13 protein-coding genes are annotated in these 17,132 nt (G+C 69.1%); 7 read left to right on the top strand and 6 right to left on the bottom strand.

All coding sequences use genetic code 11. The features are described 5' to 3' along the window. The first annotated feature begins 9 nt into the window (after positions 1-9). Positions 10-696, top strand: coding sequence for a molybdate ABC transporter permease subunit (gene modB, locus AC1PQG_RS19160; protein WP_481119391.1), 687 nt, complete (start codon positions 10-12; stop codon positions 694-696). After that, positions 693-1,775, top strand: a complete 1,083-nt coding sequence (gene modC, locus AC1PQG_RS19155; RefSeq protein ID WP_481119390.1) for a molybdenum ABC transporter ATP-binding protein — start codon at positions 693-695, stop codon at positions 1,773-1,775. The genes modB and modC overlap by 4 nt, the downstream gene beginning before the upstream one ends. A 27-nt stretch (positions 1,776-1,802) precedes the next feature. Here the strand turns inward: modC and AC1PQG_RS19150 are convergent, their stop codons facing one another. From AC1PQG_RS19150 to AC1PQG_RS19140, 3 genes are all read right to left on the bottom strand, one after another. After that, positions 1,803-3,305: an aldehyde dehydrogenase family protein gene (locus tag AC1PQG_RS19150; protein ID WP_481119389.1), complete on the bottom strand. Its 1,503-nt coding sequence runs from the start codon at positions 3,303-3,305 to the stop codon at positions 1,803-1,805. Positions 3,306-3,334: 29 nt separating this feature from the next. Beyond that, positions 3,335-4,198, bottom strand: a complete 864-nt coding sequence (locus AC1PQG_RS19145; protein ID WP_481119388.1) for a transporter — start codon at positions 4,196-4,198, stop codon at positions 3,335-3,337. 160 nt (positions 4,199-4,358) lie between these two features. After that, positions 4,359-6,497 carry a PQQ-dependent dehydrogenase, methanol/ethanol family gene (locus AC1PQG_RS19140; protein ID WP_481119387.1) on the bottom strand — a complete coding sequence of 713 codons (2,139 nt, stop codon included), beginning with the start codon at positions 6,495-6,497 and terminating at the stop codon, positions 4,359-4,361. A gap of 266 nt (positions 6,498-6,763) precedes the next feature. Here AC1PQG_RS19140 and AC1PQG_RS19135 point away from each other — a divergent pair, with 266 nt between their 5' ends. Next, complete coding sequence (locus AC1PQG_RS19135) at positions 6,764-8,716, top strand: sigma-54-dependent Fis family transcriptional regulator (protein WP_481119386.1); 1,953 nt, start codon at positions 6,764-6,766, stop codon at positions 8,714-8,716. Position 8,717: 1 nt separating this feature from the next. Here the strand turns inward: AC1PQG_RS19135 and AC1PQG_RS19130 are convergent, their stop codons facing one another. Next, positions 8,718-10,328 (bottom strand): methyl-accepting chemotaxis protein, encoded by a 1,611-nt coding sequence (locus tag AC1PQG_RS19130; protein WP_481119385.1) that lies wholly within the window; start codon positions 10,326-10,328, stop codon positions 8,718-8,720. Positions 10,329-10,529: 201 nt separating this feature from the next. Between AC1PQG_RS19130 and AC1PQG_RS19125 the strand changes: the two genes are divergently transcribed. Then, positions 10,530-11,390: a fused MFS/spermidine synthase gene (locus AC1PQG_RS19125; RefSeq protein WP_481119384.1), complete on the top strand. Its 861-nt coding sequence runs from the start codon at positions 10,530-10,532 to the stop codon at positions 11,388-11,390. A 9-nt stretch (positions 11,391-11,399) separates the two neighbouring features. Here the strand turns inward: AC1PQG_RS19125 and fdhD are convergent, their stop codons facing one another. Both fdhD and AC1PQG_RS19115 read right to left on the bottom strand, forming a co-directional pair. Next, positions 11,400-12,242: a formate dehydrogenase accessory sulfurtransferase FdhD gene (gene fdhD, locus AC1PQG_RS19120; protein ID WP_481119383.1), complete on the bottom strand. Its 843-nt coding sequence runs from the start codon at positions 12,240-12,242 to the stop codon at positions 11,400-11,402. 69 nt (positions 12,243-12,311) lie between these two features. After that, on the bottom strand, positions 12,312-14,159 hold the full coding sequence (locus AC1PQG_RS19115; RefSeq protein WP_481119382.1) for a diguanylate cyclase domain-containing protein: 1,848 nt from the start codon (positions 14,157-14,159) through the stop codon (positions 12,312-12,314). Between the two features lie 212 nt (positions 14,160-14,371). Between AC1PQG_RS19115 and gluQRS the strand changes: the two genes are divergently transcribed. The 3 genes from gluQRS to AC1PQG_RS19100 all read left to right on the top strand — a co-directional run bounded on the left by gluQRS (position 14,372) and on the right by AC1PQG_RS19100 (position 16,918). Then, positions 14,372-15,298 (top strand): tRNA glutamyl-Q(34) synthetase GluQRS, encoded by a 927-nt coding sequence (gluQRS, locus tag AC1PQG_RS19110; RefSeq protein ID WP_481119381.1) that lies wholly within the window; start codon positions 14,372-14,374, stop codon positions 15,296-15,298. 110 nt (positions 15,299-15,408) lie between these two features. Beyond that, the gene (locus tag AC1PQG_RS19105) at positions 15,409-16,020 is read left to right on the top strand and encodes a glutathione peroxidase (RefSeq protein WP_481119380.1); all 612 of its coding nucleotides are present in this window, start codon (positions 15,409-15,411) and stop codon (positions 16,018-16,020) included. 112 nt (positions 16,021-16,132) lie between these two features. Next, positions 16,133-16,918 (top strand): SDR family NAD(P)-dependent oxidoreductase, encoded by a 786-nt coding sequence (locus AC1PQG_RS19100; RefSeq protein WP_481119379.1) that lies wholly within the window; start codon positions 16,133-16,135, stop codon positions 16,916-16,918. Positions 16,919-17,132 lie beyond the last annotated feature (214 nt).

The following is a 17,132-nucleotide window of genomic DNA, read 5'->3' as shown; positions in this document are numbered from 1 at the left end:
GGTTGAGCGATGGAATTGACACCGGAAGACTGGTCGGCGGTTCGCCTGACCCTCGAGCTGTCCACCCTCGTCACGGTGTTGTTGCTGATCATAGGGACCCCCATCGCCTGGTGGCTGGCCCGCACCCGGTCGCGCCTGCGCGGCGTGATCGGGGCGGTGGTGTCACTCCCTATCGTGCTGCCGCCGACGGTGCTGGGTTTCTACCTGCTGGTGCTGATGGGGCCGCAGGGGGCGGTGGGGCGCTTCACCGAGGCCCTCGGCCTCGGGCGCCTGCCGTTCACCTTCACCGGCCTGGTTGTGGCCTCGATCATTTATTCGCTGCCGTTCGTCGTGCAGCCTATCCAGAACGCCTTCATGGCGATGGGCGACCGCCCGCTGGAGGTCGCGGCGACGCTGCGCGCCTCGCCGCTGGTCACCTTCTTCACCGTAACGCTGCCGCTGGCCCGGCCGGGTTTCATCACCGCAGCCATCCTCGGCTTTGCGCACACCGTCGGCGAGTTCGGCGTGGTGCTGATGATCGGCGGCAACATCCCGGACAAGACGCGGGTCATCTCGATGCAGATCTACAACCACGTGGAAGCGATGGAATACGGCCAGGCCCATGGCCTCGCTGCCGGCCTGCTGGCCTTTTCCTTCATCGTGCTGCTGGGGCTCTACGCCGTCGGCGGGCGCAACGGGCTGGGGGGCGGGCGATGAGCGAGGCCGGCATCCAGCTGCAGTGCCGCTTGCCGCTGGCGGATTTCACCCTCGAGGCGGACCTGAACCTGCCCGGCCGCGGCGTGACCGCGCTGTTCGGAGTTTCGGGCTCGGGCAAGACCTCCCTGCTGCGCTGCGTGGCCGGGCTGGCGCGGCCGGCCGGGCGCGTGAAGATCAACGGCGAGTGCTGGCAGGACGACGCGCAGCGGGTCTTCCTGCCGACCCACAAGCGCGCCCTCGGCTACGTGTTCCAGGAGGCCAGCCTGTTCGCCCACCTGTCGGTGCGCGCCAACCTGGAGTTCGGCCGGAAGCGCATCGCCGCGGCGGAGCGCAAGGTTGGCTGGGAGGCGGCGGTCGAACTGCTGGGCATCGGCCATCTGCTCGATCGCGGCACGGCGGCCTTGTCCGGCGGCGAGCGCCAGCGGGTGGCGATCGCCCGCGCGCTGCTGACCAGTCCGCAGCTGTTGCTGATGGATGAGCCGCTGGCGGCGCTGGACAGCCGGCGCAAGCAGGAGATCCTGCCCTATCTCGAGCGCCTGCACGACGAGTTGGCGACGCCGATCCTGTACGTCAGCCACTCGCCGGACGAGGTGGCGCGGCTGGCTGATCACATGGTGCTGCTGGAGCAGGGCCGGGTGGTGGCCAGCGGGCCGACCGACGAACTGCTGGCCCGTCTGGACTTGCCGCTGGCCCTCGACGAGGACGCGGCGGTGCTGGTGGACACCCAGGTCGTCGGCCACGACGAGGATTACCAGCTGACCCGCCTGGGTTTCCCCGGCGGCGTCATCAAGGTGACCCGCAAGGCCCTCGATGTCGGGAAACGGGCCCGCCTGAAGATCCAGGCCCGCGACGTGAGCATCGCGCTGACCGGCGAGAACCCGTCGAGCATCGTCAACCGCCTGCCGGCGCGCATCGTCGGCTTCGGCGACGCGGCCCATCCGGCCCAGTGCCTGGTGCGTCTGGACGCGGGTGGCACGCCGCTGCTGGCGCGGATCACCCGCTTGTCGAAGGACCAGCTCGAACTGCGCGAGGGCCTGCCGGTCGTCGCGCAGATCAAGTCGGTGGCGCTGCTGGCCTGAGCTACCGGCCGGCAGCGCCGCCGGCCTTTACAGCATCATGATCACCGACTTCGGTTCGGTGTACAGCTCCAGCGCCGAACGGCCGGCCTCGCGGCCGATGCCGGACTGCTTGAAGCCGCCGAAGGGCATCACGCTCTCGATGATGTTGTGGCAGTTCACCCACACGGTGCCGGCCTGGATCTTGGGGATCAGGCGATGGACCCGCGCCAGGTCGTTGGACCAGATGCTGGCGGCGAGGCCGTAGGGCGTGTCGTTGGCGCGGCGGGCGATGTCGTCCAGGTCCTCGAAGGGCTGGGCGACGACCACCGGGCCGAAGATCTCCTCGCGCACCACCCGCATGTCCTCGCGCACGTCCACCAGCACGGTGGGCTTCACGAAGCAGCCCGGGCCGTCGCCGCCCGCCCCGCCGGCCGCCGCGCGGGCACCTTCCGACAGGCCGCTGCGCACGTAGTCGAGCACGCGGTTCTGCTGCACCTTGGACACCAGCGGGCCGATCTGCGTGCTCGGGTCGATGCCGGGGCCGATCTTCATGCCGTCGGCGATGCCGGCGAGCTGCTCCACTACCGCGTCGAAGCGGCTGCGATGCACGTACAGGCGCGAGCCGGCGGTGCACACCTGGCCCTGGTTGAAGAAGATGGCCTGGGCGGCGCCGGCCGCGGCGACCGCCGGATCGACGTCGTCGAGGACGATCACCGGGCTCTTGCCGCCCAGCTCCAGCGACACGCGGGTCATGTTCTCCATCGCCGCCTTGCCGACCAGCTTGCCGACCTCCGTCGAGCCGGTGAAGGCCACCTTGTTGATACCGGGGTGGGAGGCCAGCGCGGCGCCGGCGGTGTGCCCCAGGCCGGTGACCACGTTGAGCACGCCGGCCGGGTAGCCGGCCTGCTGGGCCAACTCGCCGAGGCGCAGGGCGGTCAGCGGGGTGTCCTCGGCGGGCTTGAGGATCATCGTGCAGCCGGCGGCCAGCGCCGGGGCGACCTTCCACACCGCCATCAGCAGCGGGAAGTTCCACGGGATGATCGCGCCGACCACGCCCACCGGCTCGCGGCGGGTGAAGCCGAAGAACTCCCGGTCGCGCACCAGCGGGGCCGACAGCTCCATCGTCGCGCCTTCGATCTTGGTGGCCCAGCCGGCCATGTAGCGGATGAAATCCACCGACAGGGCCACGTCCACGTGGCGCGCCATCGTCACCGGCTTGCCGTTGTCGAGGGCTTCCAACTCGGCGAATTCCTGGGCGTTGGCTTCCAGCAGGTCGGCCAGTTTCAGCAGCAGGCGCTCCCGGTCCACGGGGCGGTGGCGCGGCCATTCGCCGGATTCGAAGGCACGGCGGGCGGCCTGCACGGCGCGGTCGATGTCGGCGGACTCGCCGGCCGGCACGTGGCAGAAGGCCTCGCCGCTGGCCGGGTCGATGACCGGCAGCGTGGTGCCGGACAGGGCGTCCACCCACTCGCCGCCGATCAGCATCTTGCGGGGCGCGGCGAGGAATGCGGCGGTGGCGGGGTTCAGTTCGATTCCATGGAAGCGGTTCATGTGGCGTGTCTCCTTCTTGTTGGGGGCGATCAATAGACGTACAGCACGCGGGCCTGGAGGGCGCTGGTCTTGGGCCCTTCCTCGACCTTCAGGTCTTGCGAGTACTGGAGCTGGACCTGCCACTGCTTGTCGACGAAGGACGCCCAGGTGAGCATCCCGGTGCCGTTGTTCTTGGCGCCGGCCAGCTCGACGCCGTCGAGCTTCTCCTTGGCGCCCCAGGCGTGGCGGTAGGTGGCGGCGACGTAGGTGGCGTCGCTGAGGTGGTAGCGCAGGTGGCCGTGGGCCTGCAGCAGCGGGTCCTTCTGGGCCTTGGTGTCACGCTGGTCCTGGTAGAACTCGGTCTCGCCGATCAGATCGATGGTCCATTTGTCGGACAGCTTGCGGATGTAGCCGACCTGCAGGTCGGTGGCCCAGCGGTTGTTGCTGAGGGCGAAGCCTTGGTTCTTGTCGCCGCCGGTGGGGGCGGTGAAGAACACCGACCAGCCCAGGTGCTCGCCCTTGGCCAGATCGGCGAGGGTCCATAGCGTGGCGCCGAAGATCACGTCGCCGAGGCCGCTGGTCTTGCTGTCGGACAGGCCGATCTTCTGGTTGCCGAAGGGCACGATGATCTGCGGGTCGATGATGTAGTCGCCCAGCTTCATGAAGTGCACGTAACGCAGGATGCCGGCATTGACCGACAGGTCCAGGTTGTCGACGACCTTGTTGCCCTTGCTGTAAACCTTGTCGCCGCGGGGGAACTGGGCGTAGGCGAGGAGCAGGTTGGTGCCGGCGGGCAGGCCGGTGTAGTCGCCCGGATCGGGGCGCACATCGGCGAAGGCCGGGCTCGCCGACAGGCCGGCGGCGAGGAGGCTGGCGGCGCACAGGCGCAGGGCGAAGCGCTGGGTGGTGGTCATGGTCTTGTCTCCTGGTTGTTATGGTTTGGGTGCTGCGGAATAAAAAGGGCCGCGGTCCGCCGGATAGGGGAGGGCTGTGACCGCGGCAAGAGGGAGCAGGTGCTCCGGAGGAGGCGGTGCGTCAGTGCCGCAGGCGCTGCTTCATGGCTGTGGCCGCGGCTCAGGGCTTGGGCCGCACGGCGTCGGCGGTGCCCTGGATGAAGGCCTTGATCTTGTCCACGTCGGTAGCGCTGAGCTTGCCGGTGAAGTCGGGCATGCCCTTCTTCACGAAGGGGCCGTTGAAGACGAAGTCGGACAGGTTCTCGATGTCCTTGGCCGGCACGTAGCCCAGGTTGGGAACGTTGCCGCCCTTGTCGACGCCGGGCACACCGTGGCAGAACACGCAGTTGCTGACGTAGAGCTTGGTACCTTCGGGGATGTGGGCCGGGTCGTACTTGACGCCGGAGATCAGCTCACCCAGGGCGTAGGGCTGCGGCTGGGGCAGCGGTGCGTTGGCGCCGAGGGCGAAGGTGTAGACGCGGCCGTGGTCCTGCTTGTCGGTGGCCCGCTGCATCAGCCCGAACACGCCGCCCCAGCCCACCGCGATGGATACGTACTGGCGGCCATCCACCTCGTAGGTGACCGGCGGGGCGATGATGCCGGTGCCGATCGGGGCCTCCCACAGCTTGTCGCCCTTGTCGGCGCTGTAGGCCGCGAAGCGCCCGTCGGCGGTGCCGGCGAAGACCAGGTTGCCGGCGGTGGTGAGGGTGCCGCCGTTCCACGGCGAGGCGTATTCCTGGCGCCACACTTCCTTCTGCTTGACCGGATCCCAGGCGATCAGGCGGCCGAAGGCCTTGCTCTTCGGCGGCTGGGTGTTGATCAGCATGCCGGTGTTCCAGCCGGTACCGGCCTGGGGTTGGCCGGGCTGCTTGTTGTTGTGGGACCAGCTGTTGTCCTCGGCCAGGTTGAGCGGCACGTTCTGCACCGGGAAGTAGGCTAGGCCGGTCTTCGGGTTGAAGGACATGGCGTGCCAGTTGTGGCCGCCGAAGGGGCCGGGGACGCTGTCGAAGGCCTCGCGGGAGCGGGCTTCAGGCGTCTCGATGGGGCGGCCGTTCTTGTCGTAGCCGGTCGCCCAGTTCACCTCGGTGAAGGGCTTGGCGGAGATGAACTTGCCATTGGTGCGGTCGATGACGAAGAAGAAGCCGTTCTTCGGCGCGTGCAGGATCACCTTGCGCTTCTTGCCGTCGAGGACGAGGTCGGTGAGGATCATGTCCTGCACCGAGGTGTAGTCCCAGTTGTCGCCCGGCGTCTCCTGGTAATGCCAGACGTACTTGCCGGTGTCCGGGTCGAGGGCGACGATGGAGGCCAGGTAGAGGTTGTCGCCGCCGCCGGGGCTGCGCTTGCGGTGGTTCCACGGCGAGCCGTTGCCGGTGCCCACGTACATCAGGTTGAGCTCCGGATCGTAGGTCATGCTGTTCCAGGCGGTGCCGCCGCCGCCGTTCAGCCACCACTTGCCGGCCGGGTCCCAGGTCTTGGCGGCCTTGGCCATGGCTTCGTTCTCGAAGGGCTTGGCCGGGTCGCCGGGCACCGTGTACCAGCGCCATTTCTGCTCGCCGGTCTCGGCGTCGTAGGCGGTGAGGTAGCCGCGCACGCCGTATTCGGCGCCGCCGTTGCCGATGATCACCTTGCCCTTGATGACCCGCGGTGCGCCGGTGACGGTGTAGGAGTGGCTGTGGTCCTCGATGGTGTCCTTCTCCCACACCGGCTTGCCGGTGGCGGCATCGAGGGCGACCAGGCGGCCATCGAAGGTGCCGACGAAGACCTTGCCCTTGTACAGCGCCACGCCGCGGTTCACCACGTCGCAACAGCCTTTGTAGCCGATCTCGCGGGGTACCTTGGGATCGTAGGTCCACAGCTTCTTGCCGCTGCGCACGTCCACCGCGTGCACCACGCTCCACGACGCCGACACGTACATGATGCCGTCCACCACCAGCGGGGTGGCCTCGACGCCGCGGGTCGATTCCAGGTTGTAGCTCCACGCCAGGCCGAGCTGCTTGACGTTGCCGGCGTTGATCTCGGTGAGCTTGCTGTGGCGGGTCTCGGCATAGTCGAGGCCGTAGGTCGGCCAGTCGCGGCTCGTTGCGGTGTTGGCGCGGACGGCCTTCTCGTCCACCCGGGTGGTGGCGGCGGCGATGTGTTCGCGGGAGCTCTTGGCAGGCTCGGCGAAACTGGAACTGGTGGTCAGGCCGAAGGTGGCCAGGAAGGCCAGCGCGAGCGCCTTTGCGAGCCGGCGGCGGGGGGCGTGAGGGTGGTGGTGCATCGTGTCTCCTGATTGACTTCGTTTGTTGAAGTTCTTTACTGTGGAACGCGTTTCCGCGGGATCGCGGAGCAGACTCCCGGTGGTGCACACATCGATTCGCAGCATCCGTGCCGACCTCGGGCGATACGTAAAAATCACAAGGAATCAGGCCTTTGCAGCCGCCAGGGGAGCGCCCGGAGAAAACACCGGGAAGGGCGGTTGACTTGAAACGAGTCAATCCGCGGCTGACGGTTGACTCGTTACTGGCCGCATCGAGGAGACAATTCATGGGCGAGCTGCTGGCAACTTTTGAAGCGCGGGTACAACGGGCCCGGCGCGATTTCTTCGACGAGGGGCGGATGCCGACCGGCCTCGTTTCCGACGCCGTGATCCGCTCTTGGGAACGGTCGCGCGGGCAGGGGCTGGAGGTTGCAGACCGGCGTGTGTTCAGCCCGATTTCCCGCCGGCAGGTGGCATGGATCGAGGAGCGCAACCGCCGCCTGGTGGAACATGCGCTGCCGGAGATGGAGAAGCTGCGCGCGGCGCTGGCCCGCGGCGGCTGGGGGATCGTGTGCACGGACGCCGACGGGGTGGTGGTGAAGGCCTTGTTCGGAAGCGGAAGTGCCTACCGGGACATGGACCGGATCTTCGAGGTGGGCCGGCCGATCGGCGAGGCAAGCATCGGCACCAGCGGCCCCGGCTGTGCGCTGGTGGACCGTCAGCCGGTGGTGGTGCGCGCAGCCGAGCATTTTCTCGACGAGATCCGCGGCTTCTCCTGTGCGTCGGTGCCGATCTTCGACCCGGCCGGCGATCTGGCCGGCGTGCTCGACGCCACCCGCTACTGCAACGGCGGGCCGGTTACGGTGCTGGAGCCGCTGGCGATCGCTGCCCGCGCGGTGGAGAACCGCATGCTGGCCGGCCTCGGCGCGGCGCTGACGATGGGTTTCCATTACCGTCCGGACCTGCTCGGTACGCCGCTGGAAGGGGTGATTGCCTTTGCTGAGACAGGGCAGGTGCTGGGCGCCAACGGGGCGGCCCGGCAGTTACTGGAACTGGCAGCGGAGGGGCAGGCCGGCATGGACTTCGCGGGGTTGTTCGATTGCCCGCCGGAGACTTTCAGTCTGGCCCTGTCTGGTCGCTTGGCCCAGGGCGTGGTGTGGAGCGACGGTGGCCTGCGCTTCGAGGCCCGTTTCGAGGCGGCCCGCAAGGGGTCGCTGCTGGCCTGCCTGGGGGAAGCCGCGCGAACCGCGCAGCGGGCCGGGACGCTGCCGGTCACGGCGCCCGCCGCGCCGGAGCCGAGTGAAGTGGACGGCGTGGCGGAGCGCGCGCTGCAGATCGCACGGCGTGCCTTCCAGCGCGACATCCCGGTGCTCATCAACGGCGAAACGGGCACCGGCAAGGAGGTGCTGGCGCGCCACCTGCACGACGGCAGCGAGCGCGCGGCCGGGCCTTTCGTGGCGATCAACTGCTCGTCCCTGCCGGCCGGGCTCATCGAATCGGAGTTCTTCGGTTACGAGGACGGCGCCTTCACCGGTGGCCGGCGTGGCGGGGCGCCCGGCAAGTTCGAGCTGGCGCGGGGCGGCACGCTGTTCCTCGACGAGATCGGCGACATGCCGCTGGAGTTGCAGGGGCGTTTGCTGCGGGTGCTGCAGGAGCGCAGCTTCACGCGCCTCGGCGGGGCCAAGCTGATCACCTTCGACGCGCGCATCGTTGCCGCAACCCACCGCAGCCTGGATGAGCTGGTGGCCCGCGGAGGCTTCCGGGAGGATCTGTACTACCGCATCAAGGGCGTGCGGGTCAGCCTGCCGGCGCTGCGCGAGCGGGCCGACCGGGAAGCCCTGATCGAGCGCCTGCTGGCCCGGGAGGCCGGTGACGGGCCCTGTCCGCCGCTATCGGCGGCGGCCCGCCGGCTGCTGCTGGGCTATGCCTGGCCGGGCAACATCCGCCAACTGGGCCATGTGCTGCGCCTGGCGCTGACGCTGGCCGACGGCGAGGCGCTGATCGACGTGCAGCATCTGCCCGAGGAGTTGCTGGAGGATGCCGGCCGGCCGGTGGCTGCGGCAAGCGCAGCCGCACGGGACGGCCAGGCGTCCCTGCGCGACGTGGAGCTCGATGCGGTGCGGGCGGCGATGGAGAAGTGCGCCGGCAACGTGTCGGCCGCCGCCCGCTGCCTGGGGGTGGCGCGGGCGACGATGTACCGCAAGCTGCGCCTGCTGGAGGCGACAGGCGCCGCCGGCTAGCTTAGACGCGGAAGCGGGCCACGCTGCTGCGCAGCTGGTCCGCGACGCCGGTCAGGCGGCTTGCAGTATCGGCGGCGGACGCGGCTGCTGCTGCGTTCTCCTCGGACATCTGCGCGATGTTCTCCACGTTGCGGGCCAGCTCGGTGGAGGCGCCGCGCTGTTCGTGGAGGGCGTCGGAAATGCTCTCGATGGCGCCCTGCATGGTCTGGGTGGAGGCCTGGATCTCGCCCATCGACTCGCCGGCGGTACGGGCGCTGATCACCACCTGGCCGACCAGCTCACGGCTGGACTGCATGCTGTTCACGGCATCCACCGCGCCCTGCTGGATCGCGCTGACGACCTGGCTGATCTCCTGCACGGAACTGGTCGTGCGTTCGGCCAGCTTGCGCACTTCGTCGGCCACCACGGCGAAGCCGCGGCCCTGTTCGCCGGCGCGGGCGGCTTCGATGGCGGCGTTGAGGGCCAGCAGGTTGGTCTGGTCGGCAACCTCGCGGATCACCACAGTGATGCGGTCGATCTGCCGGACCTGCTCGGACAGGGCCTGGATGCGCTCGGCGGTGCTGTCCACCTGATTGGCGACCTGGCTGATGCGGTTGGTCGCGTCGTCCACGCCGCGGGCGCCGGCGGCGGCCTTGTTGCCGGCGTCCTCGGCCTGGCGGCTGGCGTCGTCGGCGCCCGAGCCCACGTGATCGATGCTCACCGTCAGCTCTTCGACGGCAGCAGCAGCGGCGGCCGTCGAGCTGGACTGCTGACTGGAGCTGAAGGATACCTGCTGGGCGGTGCTGGATAGCTGGGCGGCGGAGCCGGCCACGCTCTCGGAGCTAGAGATGATTTCGCGAATGGTCTGGGCCAGATCCTGGCGCATGGATTGCAGCGCTTCCAGTAGTTTGCCGATCTCGTCCCGCGGGCCGTGGCTGTCATTGCCGGCGGTGAAGTCGCCGGCGGCGATGCGCCCCGCGATCCGGTTGGCGTCGGACAGGCGTTGCTTGAGGTAGCGGGTCGTCGTCACGCTGATGAGGCCTTGCAGGATGGCCGCGACGACGAGTACCACGATGGCCGTGGTGCTGGCCCGGCCCTTGATCTCGCGGGCGTCGACGGTGGCCTGTTCGCCAAACTCTTTGTTGAACTTGAAGTGATCGTCGAGCTGGCTTTCGAACTTGCGCGCCAGCGGCACATGCTTGAGCAGGTGTTCCCTGGCCTCGGCCTTGCGTTGGGTGCGGGACAGGGCCAGGGTTTCGTCGAGGAGCTTGTCGAACTCGGCGAGCGTGGCTTTTTCTGCCTCGAGATACTGGCGGTCCCGTGAATTGGTAATCAGGCCTTCGTAATCCTTGAGAGCCTTCGCGGTGCTGGCCTGGGCCTCGCGGATCGACTTCTCGGTGGCCTCCATCTGCGCGGGGTCATCCTGCATCACGTGGCGGTCGGCCCGCAGACGGCTGCGGCTGTACCACAGGCGCGCGTCGTTGAGCTGGATGAGGCTCGGGATCACGTTGGCGCTGGCCTGGCTGGTGGTCTCGAAGACGCGTTCCGTCTCGTAGTAATTCACCGCGGTCAGGACGATCAGTCCGAGGATCGCGCAGCCCACCAAAAGCTGCAGGCGTTGAAGAATGGACATCGTGGCGTCTCCCTCTGATTCATCTGTTTATGGGATTTCCACCAAGGTGGAAATCCTGATGGGGTAAATACGGCGTCCTTGAACATTACTTTAGGCGCGTGAAGATCGGTGCCGCGTGTGTCGGACAGTACGGACCTGCGGACGGTCGTACAATCCACGCCTGTCCTACTGCGCTGCCGGTCTTGCCGGCGCTCTGCCCCGATGTCCCATGCTGCTTCCGTGCTCGTCCTGCCGAGCCCCTTCTTCTCCGATTCCGACACCATCCGATTGCTCGAAGCGGCGGATTGCGACACCCAGTGGATCTTGCGCCAGGTGGTTTCGGGCGCTTATGACAAGCCCTTCGTCATCGACGACGGGACGACGCGGACTCTGCATTTCTCCTTGTCGCTGATCCAGAGCACGATGAGTCTGAAGGACCCTTTCGCGCTGGAGCTGGATTACACCCAGGCGATGATGAGCTTTCTGTTGTTCCTGCCACGCCCGCGCCAGATGCTGATGCTGGGCCTCGGCGGCGGCTCGCTGGCCAAGTTCTGCTACCGGCATGTCGGCTCGGCGAAGATCGCCGTGGTGGAGATCGACCCCCATGTGATTGCCTTCCGCGACCAGTTCGAGCTGCCGCCGGACGACGGGCGCCTGCAGGTCATCGAAGGCGACGGCGCCGACCACGTGCTGCGCAGCGCCGACTGGGAGGAACGGCCGGACGTGATCATGATGGACGCCTTCGACCGTCACGGCCTGTCCGGCTCGGTGAGTTCGACGCAGTTCTATCAGAGCGTGCATGACGCGCTGGCCGGGCGCGGTGTGATGGTCGCCAACCTGGCCGGCGACAAGGCCGACCGGGAGGAGCATCTGGCGATGATCGCCGAGGTCTTCGACGACCGCCTGCTGACGATGGCGATCCCCGATGGCAACGACATCGTGCTGGCCTTCCGCGCGCCGTCCTTCGCCCCCCGCTGGCGGGACATCGCCAACCAGGCCAAGGCTTTGCGTGCGCGCACCGGGCTGGATTTCCCGAGATTCGCCGAGCGCCTGGAGCGCAGCCGGCGCCTGCGTTACGTGTGAGCGCGCGCCTTACGGCGCGATGCCTTGCGGGTGGCTGTACACCACCAGCCGGCGGTCGCGGGCGAAGCCGGCCAGCGTGACGCCGGTGTCGGTGGCGAGGCGGATCGCCAGCGCGGTGGGCGCCGAGACGGCGACCAGCGTGCGGATGCCGACGGCAGCGACTTTTTGCACCATCTCGTAGCTGGCACGGCTGGAGACCAGCACGAAACCGTCCTCCGTGGGCCGCCCCTGGCGGGCCAGGTGGCCGAGCAGCTTGTCGAGGGCGTTGTGGCGGCCGACGTCCTCGCGCAGCGCGTGGATGCGCCCGCCCCGATCCATCCACGCGGCGGCATGCACGGCGCCGGTGGCGTGACGCAGGCGCTGCCAGCCGGGCAGTTCTGCCAGGCCGTGGCCGATGGCGGCGGCGGGAACCGGCTCGCCGGGCGGCAGCGGCGCAACTGGGCGGGCGAGGGCGTCGAGGCTCTCCAGCCCGCACAGGCCGCAGCCGGTGCGGCCGGCCAGGTTGCGGCGGCGTTCCTTGAGGGCCACGAAGCGTTCGGAGGCGATCTGCAGGCGCAGCTCGATGCCCTTCGGATGCGGGTGCTGCTCGCTGTCGTAGAGCTCGCCGCGGGTGGCCAGGATGCCTTCGCTGAGGCTGAAGCCGAGGGCCAGGTCGTCCAGGTCGGACGGCGTGGCCAGCAGCACGGCGTGGGAGATGCCGTTGAAGACCAGCGCCACCGGCACTTCCTCGATGACTTCGTCGATGTCGCTGCGGGCCTGGTCGCCATCCACGCGCAGCACCGCGGTCTGACGGGTGGTGGGCCAGGTGTATTCGCTGTCGGCGGCGGGGAGGGGGCAGGAGGGGGTGTTCATCGGTGGAGCCGCGGGTTGGCGTGAGGGCGTCGCCCCATTGTAGCGGCGGCCACGGCCACGGGGCCGCTTTCAGGCGTGGGCGATGCGTGGGCCGCCGAGTTGGCGGGCCCGCAGCGCGCGCGCATCGGCCAGCGCCAGCAGGCCGTCGGCGTCGTCGGCGTCCTGCGGGAAGATGGCAATGCCGACGTGCGTGCCGAGCAGCGTGTAGGGGGTACTGTCACCGAAGGGGCGGTCGAGGGCGGCCAGCACCTTGGCGGCGACCTGGTCGGCATCGGCTGGGCGCTCCAGCTCGGCGAGCAGGATCACGAAGTCGTTGTCGTCCAGGCGGGCCACCGTGTCGCAGGCCCGCACGCAGGCACGCAGGCGGCTGGCGGTGTCGAGCAACTGGCGGTCGCCGGCGGCCTGGCCGTCGAATTCATCCACGCCCTTGAAGTCGTTGAGATCCACCAGCACCACGCCGACCTGACCGTGCTGGCGCTGAGCGCGGGTGATTGCCTGGCGCAGCCGATCGGTGAGCAGGCGCCGGTTGGGCAGGCCGGTGAGGGCATCGTGGTAGGCGAGGTGGCGCACCCGCTCGTTGCCACGCACCTGTTCGGTGACGTCCAGCGCGATGCCGTGGTGGCCAATGAAGGCGCCGTGTTCATTGACGCGAGGCATGCCGCAGATGCTGAGCCAGCGGGGCTGACGCTCGTCGTCAGGGACTTCGAGGAGCAGGTTGCGAAAGCCGTGGCGATTCTCGAAGGCGCGCAGCGTGGCGGCCTGGCCGGCGGGTACGCCGTCGGCCCGGTGGAAATGCCACCAGTGGCGGCCGATGCTGTCCGCCAGGTGGTCGTCGTCGGCGCCGTGGCGGGTGATGCGGGTCAGGCGGTGCTGGGTGTCGGTCTGCCAGTACCAGTCGGCGCTGTGGCCGAGCAGGTCGTGCAGCTGGGCGCTGGCCAGTTGCTGGCGGGCTGTTGCGCCGACCCGTTCGCTGATGTCGCTGACGATCCACACCACCTGTCGCGGCGTCGGGCCCGGATCCACCGCCTGGGCGGCGATGTCGGCCCAGAAGACGCTGCCGTCGCCGCGGCGCAGGCGAGCGGATTCCCGGTAGGGCTGGCCACGCAGGAAGGCGCTGGCGGCGGCACGGGCATGGCGCCGCCATTCGCGACGGTCGGCCAGCCAGGAGGCCAGGCGGCGGCCGGCGATGTTGCCGGGGCCGTCGTGGATGAGTTCGGCAAAGCGCTGGTTGCTGTGTGCCACCCGACCGCCGTGGGATAGCACGATGGCCTCGCTGGCGTGGTCGAGCATGGTCTGGTGGCGGCGCCAGTGTTCGCCATCCGGCAGCTGCGTGGCGCGCAGGCTGCCGTGCAGCAGGTCATTGATGGCCACCGCGAGCAGCGCGAAGACGCCCAGCCACAGCCCAGCCAGCGGCAGGGCCGGCGGCGGGCTGGCGAGGGTCTGGATGAACAGCGGGAGCAGGGCGGCGCCGGTGAAGATCGCGTAGGTGCCGCGGCTGCGCGCCAGTACGCCGGCCCCTGCGACGATCACTCCGCCGAGGATGAGGAACAGCGTCAGCTGGGCGTGGGGGCTGGATTCGTAGGGGCCGAGCAAGGACAGGGTGCCCCAGGCGGCCCCCGCAAGAAGGGCGCCGACGCTGGCCAGGTAGGTCTGCAGTGCGCGGTCGTCGGCCTGGGCGGCGCTGCTGCGCCGGCGCAGGGGTTGGGTGGCCAGCAGTAGCTGGATGCTGCCGGTGCCCAGCCACCAGGCCAGCAGCGGGTAGGGCTGGGACAGCTGCGGCCACAGGGCGGCGACGGCCAGGATACAGGCCAGTTGGGAGATGACGTGGACGCGGAAGCGGGCCCAATTGCGCCGGTTGCTGTCGGCAGGCGCCAGCAGTAAGGACGGATTGGGTGGAAGAATGCAGCCTGACTTCATGCGAGGGATGGGAACGTGGCAGTTGCACTGGGCTTTGACGCGCATGGGTTTCGCGCGGCTGTCGGGGGCTGCGACAATGGCGGGTGATGGGCCTGCGCAGGAATCCGGGATTATCCCGGCACCGGGCGGTCGGAGGAATATGCCAAAAGTCATAAGATATGTGTTTGGATTTGCATTTCGTGGCGCCGGGGCGCTTTTGATGGAGCGCGCGCATGAGTCTTGAGGCGGATGCGGGGCGTGGGCTGGTGGTCGGCCGCTTCGCCCCGTCGCCGAGCGGCCCGCTGCATTTCGGGTCCCTGGTGGCGGCCCTCGGCAGCTGCCTGTCGGCGCGCAGCCAGGGCGGGCAGTGGCTGCTGCGCATCGAGGATGTCGATACGCCGCGCTGTGTGCCCGGTGCCGCCGAAGGCATCCTGCGCACGCTGGAGCGCTTCGGCTTCGAATGGGATGGTCCGGTGGTCTGGCAGAGCGCCCGCGGCGCCGCCTACCGGGATGCTTTCGCGCGCCTGCAGGCGGCGGGCCGGATCTTCGGCTGTGCGTGCACCCGCAAGGAGATGGCCGATTCGGCGCTGGCCCGGGACGGCACGCGGCGCTATCCCGGCACCTGCCGCGATGGCCTGCCGCCAGGCCGTGCGGCGCGGGCCTACCGCCTGCGCGTGGAGCCCGGCACGGTGAGCTTCGACGACCGCGTGCAGGGGACCATCGCCGAGGATGTCGCCGCTGACGTGGGGGACTTCGTGCTGCTGCGCGCCGATGGCCTGTTCGCCTACCAGCTGGCCGTGGTGGTGGATGACGCCGAGGCGGGCATCACCGAGGTGGTCCGCGGCGCCGACCTGCTTGACTCGACCTGTCGCCAGATCCTGCTGCAGCGCCTGCTGGACTTTCCGGTGCCGGTCTACGCCCATCTCCCGGTGGCCTGCAACGCCGCCGGCGAGAAGCTCTCCAAGCAGACCCTTGCCCGTGCGGTGGACGAGGCCGAGCCGGCCCGGCTGCTGGTGGAGGTGCTGGCCTTTCTCGGCCAGTGCCCGCCGGCCGACCTGGCCGCGTCGGGCCTGGCGGCGGTGTGGGCCTGGGGGCGCGACAACTGGTCGATGGACAAGGTGCCGCGCCGGCGCATCCAGCCGGCACCCGGCTACGCTTAGGGGCGAGTCGTCGCGGGGAGGGGGGCGAACTCCGTGCCGGCGGGGCGGGTCCACCGGCTATCGGTTGGGAGCACGGGGCTTCCGCTGGAATGATCAGACTGGAGATACGAATGAATGCAGTCCTATCCCGCGTCGTGCTGAGCGCGCTGCTGGGCCTGGCGTTGCCGGTGGCGGCGACGGAACCCGCGGCCAAGGTGGTGCCAGCAGCGCCACCGGCCCAGGAGGCCGGGCAGGCCTGCCCGGCGCTGCTCAACTACACCTTCCCGCGCCTGCAGGACGAATCTCCGCAGCCTCTGTGCCAGTACCGGGGCAAGGTGGTGCTGGTGGTCAACACCGCCAGCTATTGCGGCTTCACCGGCCAGTACGATGGCCTCGAGAAGATGTACGCCAAATATAAGGACCAGGGCCTGGTGGTGCTCGGCTTCCCGTCCAACGACTTTGGCGGCCAAGAGCCAGGCAGTAACAAGGAGATCGCCGATTTCTGCCGGCTGACCTACGGCGTCAAGTTCCCGATGCTGGGCAAGTCGGACGTGGTGGGCAGCGCCACCAATCCGCTCTACAAGCAGCTGGCCTCCATCACCGGCGAGAAGCCGAAGTGGAATTTCCATAAATACCTGATCGACCGCAGCGGCCAGAAGGTGCTCAGTTTCCCGAGTTCGACCGCACCGGACAGCAAGACCTTCGTCACCGCCGTCGAGCGGGCCCTCGCCGAACGTCCCTGATCACTGGGGCGCGGGCAGCGGAGCCCGCGTCGGTGCGCTACGCTGAAAAGAGGTGGCGGCCGATCCGCGCTTGCGGACGGTGGTCTGTGGGCCACCGGAAGCGGGAGCCGCGATGACCTGGTTCGGTCCGACGAATACGCCCATCACCGACTGGCGGGGCCGGCGGGTGTGGATCATCGGTGCATCCAGGGGCATCGGGGCGGCGCTGGCACTGGAGCTGGACCGGCGCGGCGCGCGGCTGGCCCTGTCGGCGCGCAATGCGCCGCGCCTGCGCCAGCTGGCGGCGGAACTGCACGACGCGCTGGTCCTGCCCCTCGACGTGACCGATGCCGGCGCCTTCACGCCGGCCATGCTGGACATCCTCGATAGCTGGGGCGGCGTCGATCTGGTCATCATCAGCGCCGGAACCTACACCCCGCTACGGGCCTGGGACCTGACCACCGACTCCGCCCGCCAGACCGTGCACACCAACCTGCTGGGCGTGATGGACGGCGTTGCCGCGGTGGTGCCCCAGTTGATCCGCCAGGGCGCCGGCGCCATCGCCATTTTCGGCGGCGTGGCCGGCTACCGGGGGCTACCCCAGGCGCTGGCCTACGGGCCGAGCAAGGCGGCGCTGATCAACTTTGCCGAAATCCTCTATCTCGACCTCGCACCACGGGGTGTGTCGGTCTTCCTGATCAATCCCGGCTTCGTCGCCACACCGCTGGGCGCCAGGAACGACCCGGAGACGGCAACGCTGATCTCGGCCGAGGACGCCGCCCGGCGCATCATCCACGGCTTCGCTGGCGGCACCTTCGAGATCCATTTCCCGCACCGCTTCACGCGGATCATGAAGGTGTTGCGCTGGCTGCCGGACCGGGTCTACTTCCACCTCATCTCGCGGGGGGATGGCCTGTAGCCCTGCGGGTGATTCCGGTGTGCCCAGCAGCCGCTGCAGCAGTTGGCGTTCGCGACGCAGCCAGTCCAGTTCGAGCTGGCGCAGCCGGCGCAGGCGGGTCAGCACGGCGGCCAGGAGGCTGTCGCCGGCGGGGGGCGGCGCGATCAACAGGGTGCCGTCACTGGCCGCCCGCAAGCTGGTCCAGCCGCCTTCCTCCAGTTGCAGCGGAACGCCG

Source organism: Zoogloea sp. GDB6 (assembly GCF_056724105.1).
This window is presented reverse-complemented; position numbering and strand designations above follow the sequence as displayed.